Annotated in this window: 12 protein-coding genes and 1 other RNA gene; 8 read left to right on the top strand and 5 right to left on the bottom strand. The window is 31.9% G+C overall.

The window, feature by feature from the left end; all coding sequences use genetic code 11:
• Positions 1–139 precede the first annotated feature (139 nt).
• Positions 140–1,390 carry an imidazolonepropionase gene (hutI, locus tag OYT91_RS05450; protein WP_281239822.1) on the bottom strand — a complete coding sequence of 417 codons (1,251 nt, stop codon included), beginning with the start codon at positions 1,388–1,390 and terminating at the stop codon, positions 140–142.
• 4 nt (positions 1,391–1,394) lie between these two features.
• Positions 1,395–2,444, bottom strand: coding sequence for a glutaminyl-peptide cyclotransferase (locus tag OYT91_RS05445; protein ID WP_281239821.1), 1,050 nt, complete (start codon positions 2,442–2,444; stop codon positions 1,395–1,397).
• 88 nt (positions 2,445–2,532) lie between these two features.
• Between OYT91_RS05445 and ffs the strand changes: the two genes are divergently transcribed.
• The 3 genes from ffs (at position 2,533) to fsa (ending at position 4,354) form a co-directional block, all read left to right on the top strand.
• An RNA gene (ffs, locus tag OYT91_RS05440) (signal recognition particle sRNA small type) lies at positions 2,533–2,630 on the top strand.
• 125 nt (positions 2,631–2,755) lie between these two features.
• Positions 2,756–3,559, top strand: coding sequence for an SDR family oxidoreductase (locus OYT91_RS05435; protein ID WP_281239820.1), 804 nt, complete (start codon positions 2,756–2,758; stop codon positions 3,557–3,559).
• Between the two features lie 138 nt (positions 3,560–3,697).
• Positions 3,698–4,354, top strand: a complete 657-nt coding sequence (gene fsa, locus OYT91_RS05430; RefSeq protein WP_264564496.1) for a fructose-6-phosphate aldolase — start codon at positions 3,698–3,700, stop codon at positions 4,352–4,354.
• A gap of 293 nt (positions 4,355–4,647) precedes the next feature.
• Here the strand turns inward: fsa and OYT91_RS05425 are convergent, their stop codons facing one another.
• The 3 genes from OYT91_RS05425 to OYT91_RS05415 form a co-directional block, all read right to left on the bottom strand.
• Positions 4,648–6,087 carry an MFS transporter gene (locus tag OYT91_RS05425; RefSeq protein ID WP_269222701.1) on the bottom strand — a complete coding sequence of 480 codons (1,440 nt, stop codon included), beginning with the start codon at positions 6,085–6,087 and terminating at the stop codon, positions 4,648–4,650.
• Positions 6,088–6,281: 194 nt separating this feature from the next.
• The gene (locus OYT91_RS05420) at positions 6,282–6,983 is read right to left on the bottom strand and encodes a LytR/AlgR family response regulator transcription factor (protein WP_269222702.1); all 702 of its coding nucleotides are present in this window, start codon (positions 6,981–6,983) and stop codon (positions 6,282–6,284) included.
• Entirely contained in the window at positions 6,973–8,013 is a 1,041-nt protein-coding gene (locus tag OYT91_RS05415; RefSeq protein WP_281239819.1) for a sensor histidine kinase, read from the bottom strand. Before OYT91_RS05415 ends, OYT91_RS05420 begins: the two co-directional genes overlap by 11 nt.
• A gap of 268 nt (positions 8,014–8,281) precedes the next feature.
• Between OYT91_RS05415 and OYT91_RS05410 the strand changes: the two genes are divergently transcribed.
• The 5 genes from OYT91_RS05410 (at position 8,282) to OYT91_RS05390 (ending at position 19,335) form a co-directional block, all read left to right on the top strand.
• Positions 8,282–11,335 carry a SusC/RagA family TonB-linked outer membrane protein gene (locus OYT91_RS05410; RefSeq protein WP_281239818.1) on the top strand — a complete coding sequence of 1,018 codons (3,054 nt, stop codon included), beginning with the start codon at positions 8,282–8,284 and terminating at the stop codon, positions 11,333–11,335.
• Positions 11,336–11,345: 10 nt separating this feature from the next.
• Entirely contained in the window at positions 11,346–12,935 is a 1,590-nt protein-coding gene (locus OYT91_RS05405; RefSeq protein WP_281239817.1) for a RagB/SusD family nutrient uptake outer membrane protein, read from the top strand.
• Positions 12,936–13,278: 343 nt separating this feature from the next.
• Positions 13,279–15,216: a glucosamine-6-phosphate deaminase gene (gene nagB / locus OYT91_RS05400; protein ID WP_281239816.1), complete on the top strand. Its 1,938-nt coding sequence runs from the start codon at positions 13,279–13,281 to the stop codon at positions 15,214–15,216.
• Positions 15,217–15,347: 131 nt separating this feature from the next.
• The gene (locus OYT91_RS05395; protein ID WP_281239815.1) at positions 15,348–17,420 is read left to right on the top strand and encodes a beta-N-acetylhexosaminidase; all 2,073 of its coding nucleotides are present in this window, start codon (positions 15,348–15,350) and stop codon (positions 17,418–17,420) included.
• A gap of 298 nt (positions 17,421–17,718) precedes the next feature.
• Complete coding sequence (locus OYT91_RS05390; protein WP_281239814.1) at positions 17,719–19,335, top strand: ABC-F family ATP-binding cassette domain-containing protein; 1,617 nt, start codon at positions 17,719–17,721, stop codon at positions 19,333–19,335.
• Positions 19,336–19,460: the final 125 nt, after the last annotated feature.

The following is a 19,460-nucleotide window of genomic DNA, read 5'->3' as shown; positions in this document are numbered from 1 at the left end:
AAAAAAAGAGCGATATTCAATTTTGAATGTCGCTCTTTTTTTTGTCCCTGAATCAAAATGATTAAATTAATAATTTGATTTTGAATTCGTTATGAAGTTTAATAATCCAGGTAAAGTAGATTTTAAGTATGGAATCTGTTTAAGTCTCTTTTGAATTATATGTTTCACCATCCAGAATTACAGTATCAATTAAATTACTTCCAAATGCATAAGGCAATTGATAATAGGATGGGATTTCTTTAGTAATGATTAAATTTGCTTTTTTTCCTAAAGTGATACTTCCATGTGTTTTTGAAATCCCCATAGCATAAGCGCCATTTATGGTAGCTGCATTTATAGCTTCCTCAGGAGTCATTTTCATTTTGATACAAGCTGTGGCAATTACAAAATTCATATTTCCAGAAGGAGTAGAGCCAGGGTTATAATCGGTTGCAAGAGCCAAAGGAAGTCCAGCAGCAATTATATCACGTGCAGGTGTGTAAGGAATACTTAAAAAATAAGAACAGGAAGGCAAAGCTACAGGCATTGTCTCGCTATTTTTTAAAGCTTCAATATCTTCGGGCTTCATGATTTCAATATGATCTACAGATAGTGCATTGTATTTTACTCCAGCTTGAATTCCACCAATAGAGTTGAATTGGTTAACATGTATTTTTGGTTTTAAACCTAATTGAATCCCTGCCTTCATTATTTGTTCTGTTTCTTCAACAGAAAAATAACCTGTTTCGCAAAAAACGTCAATGAAATCAGCTAATTTATTTTCTGCAATTTCTGGCAGCATTTCATGTATAATGCAATCTATATATCCTTTTCTGTTTTCTTTAAAAAGAGCAGGGAAGGCATGTGCACCCAGAAAAGTCGCTTTTATGGTTATAGGGTAGTTCTTAGATAATTGTTGAATTACACGAAGCATTTTGAGTTCTCCTTCAACAGTAAGTCCATAACCCGATTTGATTTCGACGGCTCCTGTTCCCAAACCCATAACTTCTTCGAGACGTACTTTCGATTGATTGTAGATTTCTTCTTCAGAGGTTTCATTCAGTTTTTTTGCTGAATTTAAGATTCCGCCACCTCGATTGGCGATTTCTTCGTAGGTCATTCCGTTAATTCGATCTACAAATTCTTGATCGCGATTGCCTGCGTACACAATATGTGTATGACTATCGCACCAAGTTGGTAGTACTGTTTTCCCAGTTGCATCGATAGTCTTATCAACGGTAAAAAGAGGTATATTATCCATATACCCAAAATCAATAATCAAATCGTCTTTTATAAGTAAAAAAGCATTTTTGATTGTAGGTAAAATAGCCATTTCAGCACCTGAAACTTTTAAAATTGAACTTTCTCGTATTTGAAGAAGTTCTTTGATATTTATAATTAAGGTTGTCATGAATTTATTCCGAAACTGTTATTTCAAACATTTTATCCCAATTTTTTCCAGTTACAAAAATGGTTTTTGTTTTTGGATTGTAGGCAATACCGTTCAGAACATCAGCATTTGCGTTTTTTACTAATTTTTTTAAGGCTGACATATCTAAAATTCCTTCTACAGCACCCGATAAAGGATTTACGACAGCAATAGCATCTTTTTGCCAAACATTGGTATATATCTTTCCATTTATTAATTCTAATTCATTTATGGATTTAATTTTAGAACTGCCAGAATAAACATTGATGTATTCTATCATTTTTTGGTTTTTTGGATCCATTTTCCAGATTTTTTCAGTTCCATCTGTCTGATAAATGTATGTACCATCATTAGTCATTCCCCAGCCTTCGATATCTTTGTCGTATGTAAAGGTTTTTTCAAGTTTCAATGTTTTGGCATCATAGACAAAACCTGTTTTCTCTTTATAAGTGAGTAGAAATAATTTGCCATTTACAAAGGTGATTCCTTCTCCAAAATATTTGGCATCCAAATTTATTTGTTTGAATATCTTTCCTGTTTTGTAATCGTATTTTCTAAAATAGGATTTACCGTATTGACCAGTACTTTCGCATAATGTGTCATTATGGAATTCGAATCCTTCCGTAAACGAAGCTGTGTCATGCGGAAAAGTATTTATTATTTTAAATTTTAATAATTTGGGCACTACATTCGAAACCAGTTCGACTCTTTCTGTGGCTTCAGAATTTTTACCTTCAAAATAAACTATTGCTTTTAAGTATTGATACCCTAATTTTTGGTCTTTTAAGGCGAAGTTTAATTTTGTTTTTCCATTTTTAGCGCCAACTTTTTTATCATTAACAAAATAGATTATGCTGTCTATTTCTTTGTTACTTGGGTTTAAAATACTCAAAGAAAGTGCGTCATCAGACAGGAATTGTGGTTTGAAACTGGAATTATCAAAAGTAAAAATGGAATTTTCAACATTTTTTGTATCTCCACAATTAATCAAAGTGATTCCTAATAAAATGATAAATAGGAAGTTATAATATTTCATAGTTTTAATATTTTAAAAAGCCAATATACAACGATAATTTTAAGGTACAAAGCACTTGCAAAAATATAAAAAGATTGTATATTTGCACCGGCAAGTCCTACACGACCAGCTCCTGCAGACTCCCCCAGGATGGGAACATAGCAAGGGTACGTGGTTGAGCGGTGCGATGTAGGTCGCTTGCCATTTTTTATAAAATTACAAAAAGTAGTCTTCCTTCGGGAGGATTTTTTTATTTTAGGTCGTTTCTGATTTAAATGAATTAGATTTGAAGTGTAAATGTTTACAATTTATATAATTCTTAAAGTTAAACAATGAGTAAAGTAGTTTTAATTACAGGAGGATCTTCAGGAATAGGAAAGTCAATTGGTGAATTTTTGCATCACAAAGGATTTGTGGTATATGGTACCAGTAGAAATCCAGAACGAATTCTTCATTCGATTTTTCCTTTAATTGCTTTAGATGTTAGAAATGCTGATTCAATACATTTGGCTGTTGCCGAAGTTATAGCTAAGTCCGGAAGGCTGGATGTAGTAATTAATAATGCTGGTGTTGGAATCACTGGTCCCTTGGAAGAAATTCCAATGAATGAAATTAGAAATAATTTTGAAACGAATTTTTTTGGTCCAATTGAAGTAATGAAAGCGGTTTTACCTCAAATGAGGGCTCAAAAATCTGGATTGATTATCAATATTACTTCGATTGCCGGTTATATGGGATTGCCTTACCGCAGTATTTATTCAGCCTCAAAAGGCGCTTTGGAATTAATTACAGAAGCCTTGCGTATGGAAGTGAAATCAATTGGAATTCAAATCACCAATATTGCGCCGGGTGATTTTGCTACCAATATTGCAGCAGGACGTTATCATGCTCCAGTTTTAAAAAATTCAGATTATGAGTTGGCTTATGGTAATACACTTAAAGCTATGGATGAACATGTAGATAGTGGTAGTAATCCAAATGAAATGGCGGAAGCGGTTTATTCAATTATTCAAAATCCAAACCCTAAGATTCATTATAAAGTAGGTGCTTTTATGCAAAAATTTTCTATTGTATTAAAAAGGATTCTTCCAGATAAAGTATATGAAAAAATGCTAATGAATCATTATAAACTTTAGTATAAGGTATACTTTATAAAATTGGTTTGATTATTCTTATTTTTTTAAAATTGATTTTTGAAATTTCAATCCTTATTAATATTGATTTCGTAATTTTGCACCGAAATTTTTAAACACACAATTAAATATAAATACATTATGAAATTTTTTATTGACACAGCTAATTTAGCTCAAATTAAAGAAGCACAAGCATTAGGCGTTTTAGACGGAGTTACGACTAATCCATCTTTGATGGCTAAAGAAGGAATTACAGGTAAAAACAACATTTTAAAACATTATGTAGACATCTGTAATTTGGTTGAAGGTGATGTAAGTGCAGAAGTAAATGCGCTGGATTACGACGGAATGATTAAAGAGGGGGAAGAATTGGCAGATTTACACGAACAAATCGTGGTTAAATTACCAATGACCAAAGAGGGAGTAATGGCTGCAAAATATTTTTCTGATAAAGGAATTAAAACTAATGTAACTTTAGTATTCTCAGCAGGTCAAGCTTTATTGGCTGCCAAAGCGGGTGCTACTTATGTTTCTCCATTTATTGGTCGTTTGGATGATGTTTCTACAGATGGTTTAGCTCTTATTGAAGAGATTCGTTTGATTTATGATAACTATGGTTATGAAACTCAAATTCTTGCTGCATCTGTTCGTCATACAATGCATATTGTAAACTGTGCAAAAATTGGTGCTGATGTAATGACAGGTCCATTATCTGCAATTTACGGTTTATTAAAACACCCATTAACAGATATTGGTCTGGCTCAGTTTGTTGCTGATTTTGAAAAAGGGAATAAGTAAGATGAAGATTCAGTGATCAGGTTTTAAATGATCAGTGAAGAAATTTAAATAATAAAAGTCCTATTTCATTTAGAAATGGGACTTTTTAAGTTTAATTCCAAAATGAATGAGAATTCTATATTTGGAACTAGGTTCATATAAAAATCAAATATGCTATTCTCAGCGATTTGATTTTAATCAAAAGAATCAAAATTTTATTCTAAAAAAATCCCATTCTGCTAATTGCAAAATGGGATTTTTATTTGTACCCATTTTACTGAATACTAAAAAAAAACTTAATACTGAACACTTTTCTAATGCCCTCCAGATAATTTTTGGTCAAAATCAATTCCTTGAGATTTTAAAATGCTGCTTACTTTCCAAGCGTAAAATACTAAATAAGCAAAGCAAAGAACACCTACAATATAACTATTTTGTATTCCAATAATTTCAGCAATTTTACCTTGAAAAACACTAACGAAACCTCCACCCATTATCATCATAATTAAAAAACTACTTCCTTGGCTTGTGTTTTTGCCTAATCCACTTACTGCTAGAGTGAAAATACATGGCCATAATGTACTACAAAATAACCCCACACTAGTAAGGGCATATACACTTACCATACCACTAGTTGTCATACCAATTACAGTGGCTAAAATACCTAAAGAAGAAAAGATAAGAAGCATTCTGGCTGGATTTCCTTTACTTGCCATGTCAGCTGCAATTAAAACCAAAATTACTAATCCATAAATATAAAAAGGAGTTAAATCATGTTTGGCAATAGCATTTACTGCTAAAAACACTCCAAAAGCTAAATAAGGAGCAAGAAAACGTAAAATTTTTAATAAACTCATGTTTTCTGTAAAAGCTTCAACGGCTCCTGTCCAACGACCAATCATTAAACTGGCCCAGTATAATGAAATGTACGGCGCTACATCTTTGGTTAAGAATCCTAATTTACTTTCCATATAAGCAGGTAAATTACTAGCAGTAGATACCTCAACACCAACGTAAAGAAATATTGCAATCATTCCCATAACTAATTGAGGGTATTGCAAAGCTGAATTTTTTACTACACTTCCATCATGTGATGCTGTTTCTTCAATTAATGCTGGTCTTTCAGGTAAAGATGAAAATTTTAATAAAATTGCTACCAATAAAAAGGCAAATCCTAGTATTAAGTAAGGGATTTTTACACTTTCAATACTAGCAGTTGTATTTGAATTTGTACTTGAACCAAATATAGCAAAACTAACAATTAGTGGACCTATTGTTGTACCTAAATTGTTGATACCACCAGCTAATGTCAAACGTTGTGAGCCTGTTTTGATTGGACCTAATGCGATTGCCAATGGATTTGCTACTGTTTGTTGTAGTGAAAATCCCAAACCAACTATAAAAAGACCTGCAAGCATTAATGCAAAAGATCCAGTGTTTGCCGCTGGATAAAACAATAATGTTCCTAAGGCTGAAATAAGTAACCCTAGTGACAATCCGTTTTTATATCCAATTTTGTTTACTAAATCTTCTTTGATTAAAAATGAAACGCCCATGTAAATAAGTGATCCAACGGTGTAGGCAATATAAAATGCAAAAGCAACCAATTGGCTTTCGCCTTGGGTTAAATCAAATGCTTTTTTGAAAACAGGAATTAAAATGTCGTTACTTGCGGCTACAAATCCCCAGAAGAAGAATACGATAACTAGGGGGATGAATTGACCCCACTTTGTTTGTGAATTTTCTGAACTCATAATTTAAAAATTTAATTATTTATTGTTAATTATTAATTTTTGATGCTGCAAGACTGTAAATATATTTGTTAAGAGTTTTAAAAAAAAATTTTCTGATATAAAGTTTTTAATTTTTATATAAACAACAATATTTCTTCAACAAATGGCGAATTTGCTTTGATATTTATATAATAAAACGAATTATTAACTAGAACTTATTCTAGAATTTTGTTTTTAACTTCTTTACTATAATTTCGCCCAATTGGAATGGTATATGAGGAGATTTGGATTCGATTTCCTTCTATTGATTTTACTTTGTTTAAAGCAATAGTGTATGATTTATGAATGCGCATAAATCGTTCAGTTGGTAATTCTTCGGTAAGGGAAGTTAATGATTTATGGGTTATGTATGTTTTGTCTGAGGTAACTACTTTTATGTATTCTTTCATCCCTTCGATAAAAAAGATTTCATCAATATTAATTTTCACCATTTTTTTATCTACTTTGATAAAGATATGTGGCTCCGCTCGATGATTTTCTGTTTTTATATTATTCTTTAAATTGAATTCTCCTTCAATTTTATGAATACATTTTATAAAGCGAGGCAATGGAATAGGTTTGACTAAATAATCCAATACTTCGAGGTCGTAACTTTCGGCAGCAAATTCTCTAAATGCAGTAGTTATTACTATTCGTGTTTTGTTTTCAAGTAATCGGATTAATTCAAATCCAGTCATCATTGGCATATTTATATCAAGAAAAACTGCATCTACTTTATTGGAATTTATAAATTCTAATCCATCCAATGAATTATTAAACGTTGCCAATACTTCAAAATCAGAAAAATTTTCAAAATAATTGAGCAAAACTTTTATTGCCAAAGGTTCGTCATCAATTAGTACGCATTTAATCTTCATTATTTAAAGGTATTTGTATTTTAATAACATAAAAATTAAATTTAATCATTTGAGTTATGATGAAATCATTTTTATAAATGAGTTTGAGTCGTTTTTTTGTATTTGATAATCCAATTCCTTTTTTGGATTTTACAGGTTGTGAAATTACAAAATTATTTATTATTTCAAATTCTAGGTTAGATTTAATGATCCGAAAATTAATTTTTATCTTGAGATTTTCGTTGTTTAATCCTCCATGTTTAAACGCATTTTCTATTAGTGAAATAAAAAGTAATGGCGGTACGGTTATGGTATCGATATTGGATTCTAAGTTTATGGAAACTTCAACATTTTCAAATCTAAGTTTTTCTATTTCGATATAATTTTGAATGTAATCAATTTCGTTTATTAATGGAACATATTTTGTGTTTTCAATGTCATACAACACATATTCCATTAGTTTTGAAAGTTTAATAATTACATCTGGGACTTTATTTGAAGATTCTAATGAAAGAGCGTAGAGATTATTTAACGTATTAAAGAAAAAATGTGGTTGAATTTGGTTTTTTAAATATTTCAATTTTATTTTATTCTGATTCTCTAATATTGATTTATTACGTTCTCTTTCTTTTAACCAAGTTAGCATTAAATAAATGGATGTGGCTATAGCCAAAACATATAATTCACCAATACAAACTGCAACAATATGATTAATTTCAAAGGGTTTATAATCACGGTTGGCTTCCGGCCAAATATTTTTTGAAATAATAAAGTAAGTTAGTCCTGTTTTTAATAAATAAACCACACTTAAACTTGAGATTAGTGATAAGGTGTATTTAAAATATTTTGACTTTAAAACAAACAAAGGAACAAGTATAAACAAATTGAAATATACTAAAGGAATATGAAGTGCAAATTCAATCAAATTGGATTTTAAAGAGTAGCTGTAATCATTGAAATAAGCTCCCCAACGTAAAAAGTTAAGAAGGAAATAAATAATCCAAAACCAAAGATGGTATTTTAGTTTTATTTGAAAATTGATTTTTTTCATTTAGATGTTTTACTTTTAAAAGTCAATTGTTAATTCGTATATATTTTGCAACAATAATCATTTTGTTATTAAAAACGCTTATTTGTTGAATAAAAATCTAAAAATATGGAATATCGATTAAAAATAAAGTGATGAAAACGTTTTCGAAAAACGTAATATTGAAAAAAACATGTCGTTGGTTTAAAAAACAATGCTGTTGGTTTAATTTTTTTTTTTTGTGAAAACGTTAACGATAAATTTACACCATAACTAACAAAAATAATTTAAAATGAGAAAAGTTTTTTTAATCGTAATGGTTCTTTTCACTGCGCAGGTTTCCCTTGCTCAAGTGAAAACAATCAAGGGTTTTGTTTCTGATGCAACTGGCACTGCAGTGGCGGGAGCAAATGTTAAAGTAGAGGGAGATTCAAATGGGACTTCTACAGATTTCGATGGTAAATTTACTATCGATGCAAGTGTCGGTTCGAGATTAGTAATTTCCTATGTTGGATATGACTCAAGAACTATAACAGTGGGTGAGTCTTCTGAAATTCAAGTAAAATTGACTTCGCAATCTTCAACTGCATTGTCAGAGGTAGTAGTAACTTCGTTAGGGGTTAAAAAAACTAAGAAGTCGCTTACTTATGCTGCTCAAGAATTAAAAGGTGAAGAATTGACAAGAGTGAAAGATGCCAACTTGGTAAATACAATTGCAGGTAAAATTGCTGGTGTTGCTGTTACACGATCTTCTGCAGGTGTTGGTGGATCTACAAAAGTTATAATTCGTGGTAATTCTTCTGTATCAAATAATCAACCGTTGTATGTTATCGATGGTATTCCATTGTTTAATGGATCTTCTACACAACCAAACGAAGCTTCTGGTGCAGAAGCTGGGGGAAGCCGTGATGGTGGTGATGTTGTCTCTCTTATCAATCCAGATGATTATGAAGGTATGACTGTTCTTAAAGGTGCTGCTGCATCTGTATTGTATGGTAGCCAAGGAGCAAACGGCGTTATATTATTGACTTCAAAAAAAGTAAAAAATCAAAAAGCAAATTTAAAATTTAATTCAGTTACTACTTTTGATAATGTAGCTAATTTGCCTAAATTTCAAACAGATTACCATGCAGGATCATTAGGTGTGACAAAATTAAGTAATGATTTATCTTGGGGAGCAAAAGGTTCTTCACAAAATCATGTTGAAGACTATTTTAATACAGGTGTTACTCAAATTTCATCTTTACAATTTTCAACAGGTTCTGAAGTTGCATCTACTAATTTATCATATGCTAATACTACTGCTTCAGGTATTATTGGTGGAAATAATTTAAGTAAAAACAATTTTGGTATCCGTCAAGTTGGTAAATTGTTTAATGATAAATTAACTATTTCTGCAGATGCGAAATATGCTGCTCAAACGTTAAATAATAGACCTGTTAACGGATTATATTATAATCAATTGACTGGGGTTTATTTGTTGCCTAGAGGAAATGATTTTGGTTTTTATAAAGATCAATATCAAAATTTTGATCTTTCAAGAAATCTTAATGCACAACAATATCCAATAATTAATGAAGTTATTCAAAATCCGTATTGGTTAACAAACAAAGCTGCTTCTATAGATTCAAATAAATTCTTTAATGGATCATTGGCTTTAGATTACAAAGTAGCAGATTGGTTAAATATTTCTGGACGATATAGCTATAATAGTATTGAAAGTATTTTTGATAAAAAAGTGCATGCAACAACAACACCTGCTCTTGCAAGTGAATCTGGAAGATATATTAATGTGAATACGTTAAGCACTCAAAATTATGGTGATTTAATTGCAACAATAAACAAAAACATAAATTCATCTTGGACATTTAATTCTATAGTTGGAACAAGTTTTAATAAAACTTTGGCTAATGAAGCTACAACTTTAGATTCAGGAAAATCAGGGAGAGGATTAACTTACTCAAACTATTTTAATTTGGCTAATTTTTCAAACAATTTTACAAATTCTCAAACAGTAGGAGGAGTAAGAGAGCTTAATTCTGTATTTGCAACTGCTAATTTTGGATATAAAGATATGTTATATTTAGACGTTGCAGGTAGAAATGATTGGTCGTCAACTTTGGTTAATACCGATACGATGTCTTATTTTTATCCATCTGCTGGAGCAACTGCAATTGTAAGTGATATGATTACGATGCCTGAGTGGATTAATTTTGGAAAAGTTAGAGCTACATATGCTCAAGTAGGTAATGATATTTTTCCTTTTGTAACTTCTCCAACTTCTACAATTGTAAATGGACAAATTGTATCTCCAAGAGTAGGTCCAAAACCAGGAGAATCTTTAAAACCAGAATTGAAATCAGAATTTGAAATTGGTACAGAATGGAGAATGTTCTCAAATAAATTGCGTTTTGAGTTGTCTTATTATAACTCTGAAACAAAAAATCAATATGTTGAAGTGTTGGCTCCAGCTACAAACCCATTTGGTTATCAGTATTATGGAATCAATGCTGGTAAAATTTCAAATAAAGGATTGGAATTTGTAGTATCTGGAACTGTTATTAAAAATGATAAATTTTCATGGGACGCAACGGTGAATTATTCATTGAACGAAAATGTTGTTGAAGAAATTCCTTCATCAGGAGGAGATTCTCGTAGAATTACTTTGACAGATGGTAATAATATGAACTATCGTTATGCACTTATTGAAGGGCAACCTTTTGGTGTAATCGAAGGTAAAAAATTACTTCGTAATGATAAAGGGCAAATTTTGTTAGACGATAAAGGAAATGTACAATTAGGACAGTATGAAAATGTAGGTAATGCAAACCCAAATTATATGTTAGGTTTTCAAAATGCATTTAAATTTGGTTCTTTCTTTGCAAATGTTTTAATTGATGCTAGAGTAGGTGGAGATGTAATGAGTTTAACTCAATCTGTTCTTGATGGTTACGGTGTTTCTAAGGAAACTGGTGACGCAAGAAATGCAGGTAGTGTTGCAATAAATGCGGTTGACAAAAATGGTGTAGCTGTAACTTCTATGGATGCAGAGAAATACTATAAAGCTGTAGGAGGAATTGATAAAGCAACTGGTGAATATATGTATTCTGCAACAAATGTAAATGTTAGAGAGATTTCACTTGGCTATACTTTTAATACAAAGAACTTTCCATTTATACAATCTGCAAATTTATCTTTAATTGCAAGAAACTTGTTCTTTATTTATAAAGATGCTCCTTTTGATCCTAATGTATCATTAAGTTCAGGAGAGACACTACAAGGAGTTGATCTTTTTGGAATGCCTTCTACAAGAAGCATTGGTTTAAATTTAAATGTTACTTTCTAAATAATATATCATGAAAATAAACAAAATAAAAAAAGCTGCTATATACATTTCGATGATTGCAGCTGTAGGATGTACAAGTGATTTTGAATCAACAAATACCAATCCTAAAGGAGCTACAGAAGAAATGTTATCACAAGATTTTGGTAATGTTGCAGCTCCAATGAAAGTTATGTTCAATAATGTAATTATTCAAATGCCTGAATGGCAATATCAATTGCAGCAAAACTTGAATGCTGATATTTGGTCTGGATATATGGCAACTCCGACTGCTTTTGCAGGTGGGTCAAATAATACGACTTACAATCTAATTGATGGTTGGAATGGTTTTATCTGGAATATTGCATATGGTAATTTTATGGCAAATGCTTTAAAAGTTGAACAGCTTGCAAAAGAGAAATCAAAAGATGTTTATGCAATCTCTTTAATTCTTAAAGTACAAGGAATGCATAGAGTAACTGATATTTATGGCCCAATTGTGTATTCAAAATTTGGTACCGAAAATTCAGTTGTTGAATATGATTCTCAAGAACAAGTTTATACACAAATGTTTTCAGAACTAGACACTGCAATTAATCAATTAATGATTGGAGCAGATTCAAATGCAAAACCAGTTGAGAATATTGATCAATCTAATTATGGAGGTAAACGTAATTTATGGATAAAATATGCTAATTCATTGCGTCTTCGTTTAGCAATGAGACTTGTTAAGATTAATCCAACTTTAGCTAAATCTCAAGCTTTGTTAGCAATTAATAATAAGTACGGTGTGATGACTACAAACGAAGATAACTTTGTTTTGAAATCTGCTACTCCAAATGCTATCAACACAATTAGTTCAGGCTGGGGTGATATTTGTATGTCTGCTGACATGGAGTCTATATTAGGTGGGTACAATGACCCAAGGATATCAAAATATTTTAGCGCATCAACTCAATTCCCTGGTGAATATAGAGGTGTCAGAACTGGAATTGAAATTGCTTCAAAAGCAGATCACGCTGATTTCTCAAGAATTGGTGATGTAGTAAAAACCGGTGATATTGTTTTTGTATCTGCAGCACAAACTAGTTTTTTATTAGCTGAGGCTGTATTAAGAGGTTGGACATCAGGTTCTGCTAAAGCTTTTTATGAAAATGGAATAACATTATCGTTTGCTCAAAACGGTATAAGTGGTGCGGCAACTTATATTCAAAATAATACAAACAAGCCAAAGGATTATGTTGATGCGGCTTCAATTGCAATACCTTTTTATGTTGTTAATAATTCTCCTGCAGTTAGTAAAATCACTGTTGCTTGGGATGATGCAGCTTCGAATGAGGTTAAGTTAGAAAAAATTATTACTCAAAAATGGATCGCTGGATTCCCAGAAGGTCAAGAAGCTTGGTCTGAGTATAGAAGAACAGGTTATCCAAAACTTTTCCCAGTCCTTAAAAATACCAGTGGAGGTAAAATAACTACCGAGTTTGGACCACGTAGAATCAATTTTGCTCAATCTGAGAAAGATGGTAACCCAGGTGGAGTAGCTACAGGATTGGCAAAATTAGGAGGACTTGATAATGGAGGAACTAGACTTTGGTGGGATACTACTGGACCTAATTTCTAAAATACTAAATTAGTTATTTTTTATTCCAGACAAGTGAAAGCTTGTCTGGACATAAAAAAAAGAAAAATTGAAAAATGATGTTGCAAGATTTTTTTAATTAATTCAAAGGGTATATAACCAATCGCTCCGATTTGTAAAGTGTTATCGCTTTTTTTAAGAGCTTACTAAAATTGAAATTTATTTTTATTTTTTAAGAAAATAAAATTTACATATAAATCAAAACAGCTACTGTATTGATTCAAAATAAACAAGTGTTCTAAGTCTTTAGTCATTTGTTAAAATAATAATTAACTACAATTTAAACCACTATTCTTCTAGATTTAAAATACATAATATAAATAACATGAGAACTACAACAACCTTAGTTAATGACATCAGTTACAAGCCTGCTGGTCAATTTGAAGACACCCGTTTTGAAAAAATACACAATGTAATTTTTAAAAATTCAATGGATGCTTCGATAATCGTTGCTCAAGAGATTGCAGATTTAATTCGTTCCAAACAAGAAAAAAATAAAAAATGTGTTTTAGGTTTGGCAACAGGTTCGTCACCTATAAAAGTATATCAGGAATTGGTACGCATGCACAAGGAGGAAGGATTGAGTTTTGATAATGTAGTTACTTTTAACTTAGATGAATATTATCCGATGCCAAAGGAAAGTAATCAAAGTTACCATTACTTTATGCATCAACATCTTTTTAATCATGTTGACATTAGACCAGAAAATATAAATATTCCTGACGGTACAGTTGCATTAGAAGACTTAAATCAGTTTTGTGTTGATTATGAATTGAAAATTAAAAGTTCGGGTGGACTTGATTTTCAATTATTAGGAATTGGTCGAACAGGCCATGTTGGTTTTAATGAGCCAGGTTCACATATCAATTCTGGTACAAGAATCATAACATTGGATCATATTACTAAAGTGGATGCTTCAGGTGATTTTAATGGAATAGGAAATGTACCAAAAAAAGCTATCACAATGGGGGTTTCAACCATTCTTAGATCCAAGAGGATTGTATTGATGGCTTGGGGACAAAATAAAGCTTCAATTATAAAAAGAACCATTCAAGGCGATATCAGTTCAGAAGTACCTGCAACGTTTCTACAAAATCATAACAACACGACTTTCGTTTTAGACGAAGGGGCCGCATCCGAGTTAACGCGATTGGAGACTCCTTGGTTAGTAGGGGAGTGTATTTGGACGGAACAATTGAAAAACAAAGCAATTGTTTGGCTTTGTCAACATACAAATCAATCAATTCTAAAATTAACGGATAGAGATTACAACAACAATGGAATGTCCGATTTATTGGCAGCGGGTAGCTCATCTTATGATTTGAATATCAATATGTTCAATGTATTACAACATACCATTACAGGATGGCCTGGAGGAAAACCAAATACAGATGATGCTAATAGACCGGAACGTTCTAATCCTGCCAAGAAAAGAGTAATTCTGTTTAGTCCTCATCCTGATGATGATGTTATTTCTATGGGAGGAACATTTGCAAAATTGATTAAACAAGGTCATGATGTGCATGTAGTGTATCAAACTTCTGGAAATATTGCGGTTACAGATGATGAAGCACTCAAATTTGCCGAAGTATGCAATGATTTTGTTGGTGAAGATACATCTGGAATCAACTTCCAATCCGTAATAGATTTTATAAATTCAAAAGCAAAAGGTCAAAATGATTCTGATGAAGTTCGTAAATTAAAAGGATTGATCAGAAGACGCGAATCTTATGCCGCAACAAGATACATCGGTTTGAAAGATGAAAATACTCACTTTTTAGATTTGCCGTTTTATGAAACAGGTATGGTTCAAAAGAAACCATTAGGACCTGAGGATATTGCAATCGTAAAAGAAATCATAGAAAGAATTAAGCCTCATCAAGTATTTGCTGCAGGTGATCTTGCTGATCCTCACGGTACTCATGAAGTTTGTTTGAATGCTATTTTTGCTGCCATGAAAGCATTAAAATCGAAACCATTCATGAACGATTGTTGGTTATGGTTGTACAGAGGTGCTTGGCACGAATGGGATATTCATGAAATTGATATGGCTGTTCCTTTGAGTCCAGACGAAGTACTCTTAAAAAGACAGGCTATTTTGTATCATCAATCTCAAAAAGACAGGGTAATGTTTCAAGGTAATGACTCCAGAGAATTTTGGGTACGTGCCGAGGATCGAAATAAAAACACAGCCAAATTATATGATAAATTAGGACTAGCCGAATATGAAGCCATTGAAGCTTTTAAACGTTTTGAGTACTAAATACCACTTTTGTTTTGATTGTTAAGTAAAACGCTAGACTGTAAGTTTTTGCTGAGTTTAAATTCTTGAGTTTAGCGTTTGTTATCAATTGATTTTTTAACCAAGATTCAAAATCTACTTTCTTTATTATAATGAAATACATCGTACTTTTTTTATTTGCCAATTTTATATCTTATGCTCAAATTACCAAAGAGCAATTAAATATTATGCCTTGGCCACAAAATATTTCTTTATCAGAAGGTAGTTTTGCTTTAACAAAAAACTTCAAAGTAAATATTACTGGAGCTCCAAATTCAAGAGTTTTTAGTGGTGCTACTAATTTTTTGAGACGATTGGATGGTCGAACTGGTTTGTTTTTTAACCAAGGTTTCATAACAGGTTTAAATGAAGTTCCTTCAGCTGAACTTCAAATTAATTGTGTCCGTAACGGAAAAATTGAATTGTATGAAGATGAAAGTTATTTATTAGATATTACTAAAAATAAAATTACAATTAATGCTACTTCGGATCTTGGTGCATTGCATGCCTTGGAAACGTTGCTACAATTGGTACAAAATAATAGTAAATCATTCTATTTTCCAATCTCAAAAATATCCGATTTTCCAAGATTTACATGGAGAGGTTTAATGATAGATGCTGCAAGACATTTTATGCCCGTCGATGTAATAAAAAGAAATTTAGATGCGATGGCCGCTGCAAAAATGAATGTTTTTCATTGGCATTTAGTAGACGATCAAGGATGGAGAATCGAAATGAAAAAACATCCGAAACTGATTCAAATGGCATCGGACGGGAATTATTATACCCAAGAAGAAATAAAGAACGTTGTTAAGTACGCAGGGGAAAGAGGAATTTTGATAGTTCCGGAAATCGACATGCCCGGCCACGGAACGGCAATACTCACAGCTTACCCAGAAATAGGAAGTAAAGTTGTTGATGTAAATATTAATTCGGGCGAGAAAGAGCAAAAATTCACTCAAATTCAATCCTATAACCTCGAAAGAAATTCAGGTATTTTTACTCCAACTTTGGATCCTTCAAATCCCAAAACGTATCAATTGATAAGTGAGTTTTTTGATGAAGTTTGTCCGCTCTTTCCTGGGAAATTTTTTCACATTGGGGGTGATGAAAACGAAGGTAAAGATTGGGACAGTAATCCAGCAATTCAAGTTTTTAAAAAGAAACATAATTTAGCAAACAACCATGAATTGCAAACGTATTTCACCATGCAACTGATTCCAATGCTCAAAAAGCATAATAAAGTATTAATGGGTTGGGAGGAAATCATGACCAAAAACATGTCTAAAGATGCCATAATTCATTCATGGAAAGGGATTAATGAAGGTGTTCCTGCTGGAAAATCGCTTGTTGATGCAGTAAAAGGAGGGTACAAAACGGTATTGTCTAATGGGTATTATATTGATTTGGTTTATGGCGTTGAAGATCATTATACAGTGGATCCAATGCCTAAAAATGTTACTTTGTCTGAAGAAGAAAAAGCTAGAATTCTTGGAGGTGAAGCCACCATGTGGTCCGAATTGGTTACTCCCACAACTATCGATTCCAGAATTTGGCCAAGAACAGCCGCCATTGCAGAGCGTTTATGGTCTGATGAAAGTGTAACAGACATGATTAGCTTACGCAAAAGAATGAATGTTTTCTCCTTTAGATTGGAAGAATTGGGATTGAATCATATTAAAAGCAGAGAAGCTTTGCTAAGGAATATCAGTAATAATCAAAAAAGTGAATCTTTAGTAGATTTTTCAAATATATGTGAACCGCTTAAAAAATATTCAAGAAATGCTGAGGGAACAGAATATCAAACGTATTCCCCTTTTACGTTGTTTGCTGATGCTTGCATTCCAGATGCCTCAGATGCTTTGGAATTTAATAAAGTGGTAACAAATTATTTGAGTGATAAATCAATTGAAAATGAAAGAGTTGTTGTTGGTTATTTGAATAAATGGACCAAAATGAATTCTGATTTGAATGTCCTAAGTCAAAATGCGCCATTGATTCAGCCCTTATTGCCTTTGTCTAAAAGTTTAAATGATTTAGCGGAACAGCTTTTGTTAAAAATAAATAAAAAACAAAATATAGACATTTCTATATTGAATGAATTACTGGAAAAATGTAATTCTAAAGAACATGCCGATGTTGAATTAGCGGTATATAATAGCTTGAAAAAGTTAGTTCAAGCTTAATTTCAATTCAAAAATAAAAGTTATAATCGTTAAGATTGAGTTTGGTTATTTGTATTTTAATATGGTTTTTTTATTTTGAATTATTCTTGTTTTTTTAGGAAAACAATAGTCAAAACCTGATGATTCGTTATCAGGTTTTATTATTTCAGGGTTGTTCGTTTTAATGTTTTTTGGTTAATAAATAATGTGTGTAAGTTTAAATGATTTAAATTATCGGGATAAACTAATTCTTGTTTCAGAATAAAAAAAATCGACATTTTTTTGTACTTTTGCACAAAATTTTAATAAAAAGACATTCATGTTAACAGTCAATAATTTATCAGTTCAGTTTGGCAAACGAATTTTGTTCGACGAAGTAAATACAACCTTTACACACGGAAATATTTACGGAGTTATTGGAGCCAATGGTGCTGGAAAATCAACTTTTCTTAAAATAATTGCAGGTGATATTGACCCAACTTCGGGGCATATTCATTTGGAACCAGGAAAACGTATGTCGGTTTTAAATCAAAACCACAATATGTTTGACGAACATACGGTACTGGAAACCGTGATGATGGGAAACAAAATCCTATATGCTGTGAAAACAGAAATGGATGCGTTGTACCTAGACTACAATGATAAAAATGCCGATAGGATAGGAGAGTTGCAAGTACAATTTGAAGAAATGAACGGTTGGAATGCCGATTCTGATGCTGCTTCAATGCTGTCGAATCTTGGTATTTCTGAAGACAATCATTACACTTTGATGGGTGATTTGGAAGGAAAAATCAAAGTGAGAGTACTTTTGGCGCAAGCCCTTTTTGGAAATCCAGATTTACTTATTATGGATGAGCCTACCAATGACTTGGATTTTGAAACTATTGCTTGGTTAGAGAATTTCTTAGCAAACTATGAAAATACAGTTATTGTAGTTTCTCACGATAGACACTTTTTAGATTCTGTTTGTACTCATATTTCCGATATAGATTTTGGTAAAATAAACCATTATTCCGGGAATTATACTTTTTGGTATGAATCCAGTCAATTAGCTGCGAAACAACGTGCACAACAAAACAAAAAAGCCGAAGAAAAGAAACAAGAATTAGAAGAATTTATACGTCGTTTTTCTGCAAATGTGGCCAAATCTAAACAAGCTACTTCTCGTAAAAAAATGATTTCTAAATTGAATATTTCTGAGATTAGACCTTCGAGCCGTCGTTATCCTGCCATTATTTTTGATCAGGATCGTGAAGCGGGTGATCAAATTTTGAATGTTCAAAATTTAAGTGCCTCGATTGATGGAGAAATCTTGTTTAAAGGAGTAGATCTGAATATGGCCAAAGGGGATAAAATTGTTCTTTTCTCCAAAGATTCGCGTGCTACTACCGCATTTTATGAGATATTAAACGGAAATCAACAACCAGATTCTGGTACATTTGATTGGGGAGTTACAACTAACCAAGCGTATTTACCTGTTGAAAATCATTCGTTTTTTGAAAATGATTATACTCTTGTGGATTGGTTGCGTCAATGGGCCAAAACGGAGGAAGAACGTGATGAAGTTTTTATTAGAGGTTTCCTTGGGAAAATGATTTTCTCTGGAGAAGAAGCTTTAAAAACCAGCAGAGTATTATCTGGAGGAGAAAAAGTACGTTGTATGTTGTCTCGAATGATGATGGAACGTGCTAATATTTTAATGCTAGACGAACCAACGAATCACTTGGATTTAGAATCGATTACAGCTTTCAATAATTCATTAAAAAACTTTAAGGGATCAGTTATTTTTACAACTCATGATCATGAATTTGCTCAAACAGTTGGTAATCGTGTAGTGGAGTTAACGCCAAATGGTGCTATCGATCGTTATATGACTTTTGATGAATATTTAGACGATGAAAAAGTTCAAGAATTAAGGACGAAAATGTATTCTTAAGATATAATATTTTAAATATTAAGCTCCTGCATTACTTGTAGGAGCTTTTTTTTTTGAAAAATAACATTAGAAAGTATATCTAATTTATAATGAATTTAGAAATCGATTTTTAGTTTTTAATTGAA

The sequence above is a fragment of the Flavobacterium praedii genome (assembly GCF_026810365.1).
GTDB classification, from domain to species: Bacteria; Bacteroidota; Bacteroidia; order Flavobacteriales; family Flavobacteriaceae; genus Flavobacterium; species Flavobacterium praedii.
The sequence above is the reverse complement of the archived record's forward strand: the minus strand, read 5'-3'. Positions and strand labels throughout refer to the sequence as shown.